Genomic DNA, 10,317 nt, shown 5'->3' on the forward strand with positions numbered 1-10,317 from the left:
GGCCGGCCGGCGGGCCCGGCGCCGAGGACGTCCAAGGCGGGCCGCTTCCAGCGGGACATCCCGACATAGACCACCCGCCGGTCGTTCTCGGCGAAGCGCGCGGTGAGCCATGCCACCCGCTCGGCGCAGGCCGCGCGGTCGATCGGCAGCCGGGTCCAGGGGTCGAGGTAGTGGACGCCCCCCTCCCCGCCGACCGGTGCCCCGTCGAGACTGATCCGCAGCGATGCGAAGCCGGTCTCCGGCGAGTCGTACGGGCTCAGGAGCGGCCCGGGGGCGGCCACGAGGCGGCGCCGGCCCGTCAGCGCCAGAATCCGCGCGGCCAAGCTTCCCGCGCCCCAGACCGCGCCGATCGCGCCCGGACGCGCCGCCCCGAAGGCGAGGCCCGTCGCGGCCTCGATTTCCGCCCGCAGGCGGCGGATCGTGCGGCCGGTCGCGTAGAGCGACGAGGTCGGGTCAGGGGGCATGGTCGGTGCGTCCGGCTCCGGTCGGGTGAGGTGCTGGGCCCGCCTGTAGCGCATTTTCGTCGGCCTGGGATGTGGTGCAACGCGGGGACAACCTGAGCGCGCGTCGCCGTCGCCACGTCCTGGAAAGGATTTGGACATATCGTCGCCGCGATTGCCCGCCTAATCCGAAGGCCGAGCCGCAGGCGTGCGACCGTTGCAGACGGGCCACGCAGGCGCGGAAATGCCATGCCGCGGCATGGCTTCGGATTGCGGGCCCGCCGGGCGCCGTGCCACCTCAAGAGTCTCTCGTCGGTTCGGTTCATCCGGCCCTGGGTCAAGGACAGAAGCGCCGCGGAATGCAACAGCCCGCCCTCGACGTCCCTCGCGACCGCCCCGCGACCTTCCTCTTCCTGCAGGGCATCGCGACGCCGTTCTTCTCCGACCTCGGAAAGGCGCTGCGCGCACGGGGACACACTGTCCGGCGCATCAATCTCTGCCCCGGCGACTGGCTGTTCTGGAGCGGCGACGCCGACAATTACCGCGGTCGCCGCGAGGCCTGGGGCGAGTATCTCGAGGCCTATCTCGACCGCGAAACCGTGACCGACATCGTTCTGTTCGGCGATTGTCGGCCGTTCCACAAGGCCGCCCGCATGATCGCCGAGTATCGCGGCCTGCGGGTGCATGTGTTCGAGGAAGGCTATATCCGGCCGAACTGGATCACCTGCGAACTCGGCGGCGTGAACGGCTTCTCGTCCCTCCCCCGGACGGCCGCCGAGATCCGGGCTCTGGCGCGGCGCCTGCCGCAGCCCGGCCGGGCGATGCCCTCGACCGGCGACATGGCCCGCCGCAGCGTCTGGGACGTCGGTTACAACCTCGCCAACGTCCTGTTCCCCTACCTCTTCCCGCATTTCCGCAGCCACCGGCCGACCCATATCGCCGCCGAGTATGCCGGCTGGGTCAAGAAGTTCGCCCGCCGCGCCCATACCCGCCGCGAGGCGGCGCGCTGCGACGAGATTTACCGCGCGGTCGGCTGCGACTACTTCCTGCTGCCGCTCCAGCTCGACAGCGACTACCAGATCCGGGTCCACTCGCCGTTCCTCGGCGTCGAGGGCTTCATGGACCGGGTGATCAAGTCTTTCGCGGACGGCTCCTCGGCGCCGACCCGGCTCCTGGTGAAGCTGCACCCGCTCGACAGCGGCCTGATCAACTGGCGCAAGTTCGCCCGCGCTTCGGCCCGCCGCCACGGCGTCAGCGATCGGCTCGACTTCATCGACGGCGGCGACCTCCCGGCCCTGATCAAGAGCGCCCGCGGCGTGGTCATCGTCAACTCGACGGTGGGGATGCTGTCCCTGGAGATGGGCTGTCCGACCCATGCGGTCGGCACCGCGATCTACAACATGGCCGGCCTGACCCATCAGGGCGATCTCGACAGCTTCTGGAAGAGCCCGACGCCGCCGGAAATGGACCTGATGGCGGATTTCCGCCGCGTCGTCCTGCACCGGACCCAGGTCAATGGCGGCTTCTTTTCCAAGGAAGCGATCGACCGGGCCGTGGCCGGCTCGGTGCCGCGGATGGAATCGGCCCTGCCCGATTCGATGCTGGCGGCGGCGCGGGCGGTCGTCGAGGCGGCCGAGCGGGACGGCGAACTCGCGCCGGTCTACTGACCGGCCGGCCGCCGACCCGTCTTCATTCGGCGGCCTTTGATGCGGCTTTCGCCGCCGGTGAGTCTTTCACGACCTTGATCTTTCCATGCGCGGCGGCGTAACCCGCCCCATGCCCCGCATTCTGATCACCGGCGCGTCGAGCGGCATCGGCGCCGCGCTGGCGCGCCACTACGCGCAACCCGGCGTGAGCCTCGTCCTCGTCGGACGCAACGCCGAACGCCTGGAGGCGGTCGCCCGCGACTGCCGTGCCAGCGGCGCCACCGCCGAGACCGCCCGCCTCGACACCCGCGACCGGGCCGCCACGGTGGCGCTCGTGCGGCAGTCGGACACGGAGGCGCCCCTCGACCTCGTCATCGCCAATGCGGCGGTGAACGGCGGCAATCAAGAGGGCCAGGTGGAGGCCGAGGACGTCGCCTTCGAGACCGCGGACATCAACTACACCGGCTCGCTCAACGTGATGCTGCCCGCCCTGACGCGGATGCTGGAGCGCGGGCGCGGTCAGATCGTGCTGCTGTCGTCGCTGGCGGCCTACGCGCCGCTTCAGGACGCGCCGGCCTATAGCGGCGCCAAGGCGGCGCTCGTCGCCCACGGCCTCGCCCTGCGCCAGAAGGTCGCGCCCCGGGGCGTGAAGGTCAACGTCGTCACGCCCGGCTACGTGAAGACGCCGATGGGCGGCGAGTTGAAGGGCTGGCGCCCCCTCGAGATCAGTGCCGAGGCGGCCGCCGTGCGCATCGCCAAGGGCATCGCGGCCAACCGCGACGTGATCGCCTTCCCCTTCATCCTCACGGCGCTCGCCCGCACCGTGCTGCTCCTGCCGGAGAACGTCCGCAAGGCCGGTCTCTACGCCTTCCGATTCCAGCGCCGGAAGCGGCGCTGATGGCGCGGCCCCGGATCGCGCTGTTCGTCCTGGAGGCGCTGCCGAACGCCCGCGTGGTGCGCCGGCTCGTCGCCGATTACCGGGCCGACATCGCGTTCGTGGGCCTCTCCAATGCCGAGCGGCCCTCGAGCGGCGGCCTCACGGGCCAGATCCGGCGACACCTCGCGCGCTCGGGCACCGGGATCCTGCCGTATCTGGCGGTCAATTTCGGCCTGCCGGACCTGCTGCGCCCCCTGGCGCCCCTGACCCAGGCGGCGTCCGGAAGCGGCGATGCGCCGGAGGCGACACCGCTCAAGACCCTGTGCCGCCGCATGGGCATCCCGACCGTGACGGTCGACGACGTCAACGGTCCCGAGGTCGCGCGGACCCTGCGGGACACGGCGCCGGACCTGATCCTCACCTACCATTTCGACCAGATCCTCAAGCCCGAGACGATCGGGCTGGCGCGGCTCGGCGGCATCAACGGACATCCCGGCCTGCTGCCGCGCCACCGCGGTCCGGTGCCGACGATCCACGCCCTCGCCGAGGGCGCCGGCAGCTTCGGCATGACCCTGCACCGGCTGGCGGCCGCGATCGATACCGGGGCGATCCTCGCCCAGGAAGCCGTGCCGCTGCCCGCCGGCACCACCGCCACCCGGGCCGCCGTGGCGCTGCATGCCCACGGGCGCGGAATGCTGGACGGGCTGCTCGACACGATCGAGCGGACCGGTAGCCTGCCCGAGGGGCGGACCGAGCCGGTGCTGCCCTACTGCCCATTCCCGGACCGCGCGATGCTGGCCTCCCTGCGCCACCGCGGGCTGCGTCTGACGGATGGGCAGGATCTCCGCGAGGCGCTGAGCCTCTCCGCCCGGGCGTCTTAACCGCGGGTTAAGGCTGTTGGGCAAGGACTCGGTCAGATCCTCGCCGTCGACAGGGCCCGCGCATGCCGGATTCCAGCGCCCTCCACTCGGCCTCCAGCGCGCTGGCCGCCGGCCGGCAGGTGCAGAGCGGGCGGATCCGCGCGATCTCCGAGAACCTCGCCAACGCCGATTCGGTCCCGACCACCCCCGGCGGCGCCCCCTATGCGCGCAAGATCGCGGTGTTCGCCCCCGTGGTCGCCGACGCCCCCGGAGACCCGGTCGGCCGGATCGTCCGCGACACCACCGGCTTCCGCAGCCGCTATGACCCGACCAATCCCGGTGCCGACCTCCAGGGCTATGTCCGCCTGCCGAACGTGAACATCGCGGTGGAATCGGCCGACCTGCAGCGGGTGATCCGGAACTACGAGCTCAGCCTCAACGCCTCGTCGTCGATCAAAACGCTCACGCAGGCCACGATCAACCTGATCGGCTGAACCCGGCGTGCCGCCGGCCGTAGCCGGCGTAGATCGCGAGGCCGATCGCCAGCCAGATCGCGAGGCGGATCCAGGTGTCGGCCGGAAGGGCGGCCATCAGCGTCACGCAGGACAGGATCCCGAGCCCCGCCGTGAGCGTCACCGCCGGCACGCGGAACGGACGCGCCCGGTCCGGGGCGGTGCGGCGCAGGATCAGCACCGTGGCGCAGACGAGGCAGAAGGCCAGGAGCGTGCCGATGCTGACGATCTCGCCGAGCACGTCGATGGGCACGAGCCCCGCGACACCAGCGGTGAACACGCCGATGACGAGCTGGCTCGCCACGGGCACCCGCGTGACCGGATGGACCCGGCAGAAGATCTCCGGGAGGAGTCCGTCCCGGGCGATGGCGAAGAAGATCCGGCTCTGTCCGTAGAGGGCGGTCAGCGCCGAGGTCGTCAGGCCGATCAGGGCGCCGACCTTGATCACGGTCGAGAACCCCGACAGGCCGATCACGTCCACCGCCTTCGCCACCGGGTCGGCAACGTTCAGATCGCGATAGGGCACGAGGCCGGTGAGGACGGCCGCCATGGCCACGTACAGGATCGTGGTGATCAGGAGCGATCCGATCAGGCCGACCGGCGCGTCGCGCTGCGGCGCCCGGCACTCGCCCGCGGCCGTCGCCACGGTCTCGAAGCCCACGAAGGCGAAGAACACCACCGCGGCGCCGCGGAACACGCCGCTCCAGCCATAGGCGCCGAAGGCGCCGGTATTCTCGGGCACGAAGGGGTGCCAGAGTTCGGGCCGGAGATGGGCGGCGCCGACGCCCACGAAGGCCAGGATGATCGCGACCTTGCAGGCGACCAGCAGCCCGTTGACCAGGGAAGCCTGCTTCGTCGCGCGCATCAGGAGCGCGCTGAGCAGCAGCACGATGCCGACGGCCGGCAGGTTGACGAGCCCGCCATCGCCGGGGGCCCTGGCCAAAGCCGGCGGCAGATGCAGGCCGAACTCCGCCGCGAGGGATTGCGCGTAGCCGGACCAGCCGACCGCCACGGTCGCCGCCGCCACGGCGAATTCGAGGACGAGGTCCCAGCCGATGATCCAGGCGGGGAGGCGGCCGAGGCTGGCGCGGGTGTAGGTGTAGGTGGATCCCGCCTCCGGGATCATGGCGGCCAATTCGGCGTAGCACAGGCCGACCAAGCCGCAGGCGATGCCGCCGATCACGAAGGAGAGGCTGAGCGCGGGACCCGCATACTGCGCCGCCGCCGTTCCGGTCAGCACGAAGATGCCGGCGCCGATCGTGGCGCCGAGGCCGATGGCGACGAGGCCCGGAGCGGTAAGGCTCCGGGCGAGCTCACGCCCCTCCCCGGCATCCGCACGCTCATTCCTGGTCATCGCGGGATCCGCCATCGCGTCCCTTCTCCCTCGCCCGGATGGTCATCTGGCACAGTCCATGCCGGGATGCCGGCCTCCCCGGAGGCGTGACCAAATCCGGTCCGGTCCAAGTCCTGTCGTTGGCGGACCAGCCTATCGCGGTACCACGCCCGCGGACCCGTCGGGCGCTGCCGGATCGCGGGCGGCAGACGGGGCGGACGCTGCGGCATCGATCATCCGGGTGTCGGTCCGGAATGCCCGGGCCACGAGGCCGCAGAAGCGGATGAAGGCGCGGCCCTGGGGGGTGATGACGTAGCCGTCGGCCGTCTGCGCGACGTTGCCCGAGGCCTGCTGCTCGGACAGGCGCCGCTCCATCTGCCGGAAGGCGCCGAGATAGACCGTCTCGAACACCGTCCGCGCCCGCTCCGGGGTGAAGCGCTCCTCGGGATGGGCCGCCATCTGGCCGAGCAAGAACACGCTGATCGAGCGGTCGACCGTCACCGGCAGGATCACGAAGGCGCTCAGGTTGAGGGCCAGCGACAGGACGCAGGCGCCGAGGGCGTCCCGGCGGCGCAGCCCCCAGGCCCGGCCGAGGCCGGCCAGCGCCGCCGTCGCCGCCAGGGTCAGCAGGAAGGCCACGCCCAGCAGGATCAGGCCGCGGTAGAACAGGATGGTCACGCCGGACCAGAGATCCGTCTGGAACAGCAGCACGAAGCAGCCGAGGCCGAGGGCGACGGCGCCAGCCTGAAGCAGCGCCTGGGCGCAGAGCCAGCGCACGACCTGTCCGGCGCGCCGGCCTGCGGGGGGCCTGGAGCCGGCGTCAGTCATGAAGATCCTCGACCCGCAGGATCCGGACGAGTGGATCGGCATAGACCGCTTGGTGCCGCCAGACCCAGGAATCCGGGCTGCTCCAGGGGGTATCCTGCGCGGTGACGACCAGGGCGCCGATCCCGGCCGTTTCGGCCCGGCGGCGCACCTCGCGACCGTCCAGGCGGTCGCGGAAGATCGGCGCGACATCGGCGAGCCGGGACGCTACGGCCTCGGGCGGGGCGCCGAACAGCCGCGCCTCTGCGTCGGCCACTCCCGTCGGCTGGAGCCCGTAGAGGCCGAAATCGAACACCCGCCGCGGCACCGGTGATTGCTGCAGCACCAGATCCCGAGGCAGGTGCAGGCCGGCCCAGGCATAGGCCGCGCGCAGCGCCCGGTCGATGTCGGGACGGCCGGCCAAGCGGGCGAAGGCGGGCCGGTCGGAGGCGGAATAGGCGCGCATCCCGACGAAGCCGTAGAGGGTCGTCGCGTATCCGAGGATCAACAGCGTGGCGAGCAGGCCGGGGAACCGGAGCCGCCGCGCCTCGACCAGGCGGCTCAGGGCCACGACGGTCCAGACGAGGGCCGCGACCTGCGCCAGCAGGACCACGCGGGCGCCGAGGTCGTTGTTGAGGATCGCCGAGCGGAGGAAGCCGCCGAGGAGCAGGCTGGCCGCTGCGCAGAGGGTGAGCAACCGCCCCGCCTCCCGGGCATGCGCTTCACGGCGCGGGACGAGCCGCCAGAACAGCAGCGTCCCGGCGGCGAAGACGCCCAGCGCCACGTAGTAGTTCAGCGGCAGCAGGACGATCCGGAGCGCGCTCAGGGCGGGCTCGTCGACGAGTCCGTCGAGGGGCCCGAATCGCCGGATCGCGAATCGGATCGGCGAGCCACCATCGGTCCGGTTCGCCAGGATGCTCAGCAGGCAGGGCGCGGCCAGCGTGGCGCTGAGCAGGCCGGCGACCGCCAACCGGGCCGCGGCGCGCCAGCGGCGCTCCAGGCCCAGCAGCACCAGCCAGATCCCCGCGGCGGTCGCAGTGCCGAGACAGACCCAGACCGACAGGCCCGCGCAGGCCGCGAAGGCCAGGCCCGCGACACCGATCGCCACGGCTTCCGTATGCCGGCTCGGCTGCGTGCGGTCGGCCACCTCGGCCAGGGCCAGGAGGCCGAGCCATCCGGCCAGGGCGCCGGCCACGTGGTGCGGCACCCAGACCAGGGAGGCGGGCCAGTTGAGGACCTGCTCGTTCACCCATTCCGGAACCGGTAGCCAGGTCCCGGACGCGGCCCGATCGGCGAGGACCAGCAGGATGTCGAGGCCGCCCGCCGGCAGCAACAACAGCACCGCGCGGCGGACGAGCCGGGGCGCGGCATCTCCCAGGAGGCCGGTCGCGGCCAGGAGCCGGTCCAGCAGGCCGAGGAGCGCGAGACCGGTCCAGAAGGCCAGCCCCGCGAAGGCGGTGCGCCCGTCGACGAGGCGCCCTCCGACCCCGTCGACCAGCGCGGTGAGGGTATAGAACTCATAGTAGTAGCCCGCCCGATCGGGCCGGGCGAAGAAGGGATCCACGGGCGGAAGCCCATGCGCGACGATCGCCCGTGTGAGGGCCGCGTGCTTGACGAGGTCGATGACCGTCACGGGCTGATAGAGGGCGGTGCCGGTGTCGATGTCGATCAGCGCATAGGCCACGACGCCGAGCCAGAGTGCGGCGAGCGCCAGGACCGCCCGGTTGAGGGACGTCCGCAGGCTTCGCAGGGCCGGAAGCAGCGCGGCGAGTCCCAACGCGCCATTCGCCAATGCCGCAGCCGGGACGCCCGCTGCCTGGATCACCAGACTGTCGAGGGCGGGCAGGAGCCCGATCCCGAGGAGCGCCCCGCACAGCAGGCGGTCGCCGGCCGCGAGCGCACGGAAGCCGAGGATGCCGGTCAGCCTGCCCAGGGCGTAGCCCGGCAGGAGGACGAGGGGGATGCCGAGCAGCGTCGCCACCACGACGCCGCACGCATCCGAGAGGGTGCCGTTCATCGCCGGGCCGCGTTTCGTGCTCCGGCTCGGCTACCATGCACGCGTTAACCGTTCCCTTGGGAAATCCGGGGCCCCTTGGTGCGGCCGCTTCGCGCCCTGTCCTTGCGCGGGATCGGGGCCGTTTCCACGAGCGTTCCGCCTGTCCGGGCCAGGGGCCGCGGGGGCGTCGCGAGCCCGACGCCCGTTCCCGGACGGGTGCTGCGCCAGCGGGCCGCGGCTTGGCACGACCCGCCCCGGCCCGGCGGGGCCGGAACGCGGGTCGCCGCGAGAACCGTTCAGTCGCGACCGCTTCGCCCAGGGCTGGCATAATTGGCGATTTCGTGTATGGATCGCGCGGCCTCGACCCGGGTTACCGGGCGGGGCTTGAGCCGCTTGGCGCTGTGACCGTGCTGGACGACATCCCGGCACCGGCCGAACGCCGAGCCCGCGCGCGCCCGAACGGGGCGCCGCATCCGACCAGCACAACCCGAAAGGCATGCGATGTCGATCACGGCAGAGCGCAAGACCGCGCTCATCAAGGAACACCGCAAGGACGCCAAGGACACCGGGTCCCCCGAGGTCCAGGTGGCGATCCTCACCGAGCGGATCACCAACCTGACCGGCCACTTCAAGACCCACGGCAAGGACAACCATTCCCGCCGCGGCCTCCTGAAGCTGGTCTCGCAGCGCCGCTCGCTGCTCGACTACGTCAAGCGCAAGGACGAGGCCCGCTACCGCGCCCTCATCGAGCGTCTCGGCATACGCCGCTAAGGCGCGTTTCGCGCGGTTCCGGGCCCGGCCCGGGGCCGCGTTTCACCATCGCGGGCTGCCGGAATGGGTCCGGCCTCCCGACAAACGGGCCGCTTCGAGGCGCCGGCATCGGGGCAGGATCGCACGACACTTCAGCGGGAAGTGTCGCGCCGTCTTGCCCCCGGGCGGCGCCGGGCCAGGCCCGTCGCAGGCAAGGAAGAGATCAAGAATGTTCGACGTTCAACGCGAAGAGCTGATGTGGGGCGACCGCAAGCTCGTCCTCGAGACCGGCAAGGTCGCCCGTCAGGCCGACGGCGCCGTGGTCGCCACCTACGGCGAGACCTCGGTGCTCGCCACCGTGGTCGCCACGAAGGAGCCCAAGCCCGGCATCGACTTCATGCCGCTCACCGTGAACTACCAGGAGCGGGCCTACGCGGCCGGCCGCATCCCCGGCGGCTACTTCAAGCGCGAGGGCCGTCCCTCCGAGAAGGAGACCCTGGTCTCCCGCCTGATCGACCGCCCGATCCGTCCGCTCTTCGTCGAGGGCTGGCGCAACGACACGCAGGTCGTCGTCACCGTCCTGACCCACGACCTCGAGAACGATCCCGATATCGTCGCCATGGTGGCGGCTTCCGCGGCCCTGACCCTGTCGGGCGTCCCGTTCATGGGCCCGATCGGCGGCGCCCGCGTCGGCTACATCAACGGCGGCTACCGGCTGAACCCGCTGGTCACCGAGACCAAGGAGGAATCCAGCCTCGATCTCGTCGTCGCCGGCACGCAGGACGCGGTGCTGATGGTCGAGTCGGAGGCCAAGGAGCTCTCCGAGGACGTGATGCTCGGCGCCGTGATGTTCGGCCACAAGCATTTCCAGCCGGTGATCGAGGCGATCATCCGCCTGGCCGAGAAGGCCGCCAAGGAGCCGCGCGACTTCAAGGCCCCCGAGAACGCCGACGTCGAGAAGGCGGTCCTGGAGATCTGCGAGACGGAGCTGCGCGCCGCCTACACCAAGACCGTCAAGCAGGAGCGCTACGCCGCCGTCGACGCCGTGAAGGCGAAGGTGATGGCCGCCCTCTGCCCCGAGGGTGCCGAGAAGTTCCCG

Annotated in this window: 8 protein-coding genes and 2 pseudogenes; 6 read left to right on the forward strand and 4 right to left on the reverse strand. The window is 71.6% G+C overall.

The window, feature by feature from the left end; genetic code table 11:
- Positions 1–464 (reverse strand): annotated as a pseudogene (locus I53_RS07920) (capsular biosynthesis protein); the annotation flags it as partial.
- 335 nt (positions 465–799) lie between these two features.
- Between I53_RS07920 and I53_RS07925 the strand changes: the two are divergent.
- The 4 genes from I53_RS07925 (at position 800) to I53_RS07940 (ending at position 4,317) form a co-directional block, all read left to right on the forward strand.
- Entirely contained in the window at positions 800–2,107 is a 1,308-nt protein-coding gene (locus I53_RS07925; protein WP_043348864.1) for a capsule biosynthesis protein, read from the forward strand.
- Positions 2,108–2,216: 109 nt separating this feature from the next.
- Positions 2,217–2,984, forward strand: coding sequence for an SDR family oxidoreductase (locus I53_RS07930; RefSeq protein ID WP_043348866.1), 768 nt, complete (start codon positions 2,217–2,219; stop codon positions 2,982–2,984).
- Positions 2,984–3,844 (forward strand): formyltransferase family protein, encoded by an 861-nt coding sequence (locus I53_RS07935; RefSeq protein WP_043348869.1) that lies wholly within the window; start codon positions 2,984–2,986, stop codon positions 3,842–3,844. The genes I53_RS07930 and I53_RS07935 overlap by 1 nt, the downstream gene beginning before the upstream one ends.
- A 62-nt stretch (positions 3,845–3,906) precedes the next feature.
- Complete coding sequence (locus I53_RS07940) at positions 3,907–4,317, forward strand: flagellar basal body rod C-terminal domain-containing protein (protein ID WP_043348870.1); 411 nt, start codon at positions 3,907–3,909, stop codon at positions 4,315–4,317.
- On the opposite strand, the gene I53_RS07945 is transcribed toward I53_RS07940, so the two are convergent.
- The 3 genes from I53_RS07945 to I53_RS07955 all read right to left on the reverse strand — a co-directional run bounded on the left by I53_RS07945 (position 4,301) and on the right by I53_RS07955 (position 8,489).
- Positions 4,301–5,689: an amino acid permease gene (locus tag I53_RS07945; protein ID WP_374701306.1), complete on the reverse strand. Its 1,389-nt coding sequence runs from the start codon at positions 5,687–5,689 to the stop codon at positions 4,301–4,303. The genes I53_RS07940 and I53_RS07945 overlap by 17 nt on opposite strands.
- A 132-nt stretch (positions 5,690–5,821) precedes the next feature.
- Positions 5,822–6,496 carry a hypothetical protein gene (locus tag I53_RS07950; RefSeq protein ID WP_051044722.1) on the reverse strand — a complete coding sequence of 225 codons (675 nt, stop codon included), beginning with the start codon at positions 6,494–6,496 and terminating at the stop codon, positions 5,822–5,824.
- Positions 6,489–8,489 carry a hypothetical protein gene (locus tag I53_RS07955; RefSeq protein WP_043348876.1) on the reverse strand — a complete coding sequence of 667 codons (2,001 nt, stop codon included), beginning with the start codon at positions 8,487–8,489 and terminating at the stop codon, positions 6,489–6,491. The genes I53_RS07950 and I53_RS07955 overlap by 8 nt, the downstream gene beginning before the upstream one ends.
- A 480-nt stretch (positions 8,490–8,969) precedes the next feature.
- Between I53_RS07955 and rpsO the strand changes: the two genes are divergently transcribed.
- Positions 8,970–9,239 carry a 30S ribosomal protein S15 gene (gene rpsO / locus I53_RS07960; protein ID WP_012317943.1) on the forward strand — a complete coding sequence of 90 codons (270 nt, stop codon included), beginning with the start codon at positions 8,970–8,972 and terminating at the stop codon, positions 9,237–9,239.
- Positions 9,240–9,447: 208 nt separating this feature from the next.
- Positions 9,448–10,317, forward strand: a pseudogene (locus tag I53_RS07965) (polyribonucleotide nucleotidyltransferase); the annotation flags it as partial.

Source organism: Methylobacterium sp. B1 (genome assembly GCF_000333255.1).
Taxonomy (GTDB): domain Bacteria; phylum Pseudomonadota; class Alphaproteobacteria; order Rhizobiales; family Beijerinckiaceae; genus Methylobacterium; species Methylobacterium fujisawaense.

Coding starts and splice junctions, on each gene's coding strand:
- I53_RS07925 (WP_043348864.1), top strand. CDS start 800: ATGCAACAGCCCGCCCTCGACGTCCCTCGCGACCGCCCCGCGACCTTC.
- I53_RS07930 (WP_043348866.1), top strand. CDS start 2,217: ATGCCCCGCATTCTGATCACCGGCGCGTCGAGCGGCATCGGCGCCGCG.
- I53_RS07935 (WP_043348869.1), top strand. CDS start 2,984: ATGGCGCGGCCCCGGATCGCGCTGTTCGTCCTGGAGGCGCTGCCGAAC.
- I53_RS07940 (WP_043348870.1), top strand. CDS start 3,907: ATGCCGGATTCCAGCGCCCTCCACTCGGCCTCCAGCGCGCTGGCCGCC.
- I53_RS07945 (WP_374701306.1), bottom strand. CDS start 5,689: ATGACCAGGAATGAGCGTGCGGATGCCGGGGAGGGGCGTGAGCTCGCC.
- I53_RS07950 (WP_051044722.1), bottom strand. CDS start 6,496: ATGACTGACGCCGGCTCCAGGCCCCCCGCAGGCCGGCGCGCCGGACAG.
- I53_RS07955 (WP_043348876.1), bottom strand. CDS start 8,489: ATGAACGGCACCCTCTCGGATGCGTGCGGCGTCGTGGTGGCGACGCTG.
- rpsO (WP_012317943.1), top strand. CDS start 8,970: ATGTCGATCACGGCAGAGCGCAAGACCGCGCTCATCAAGGAACACCGC.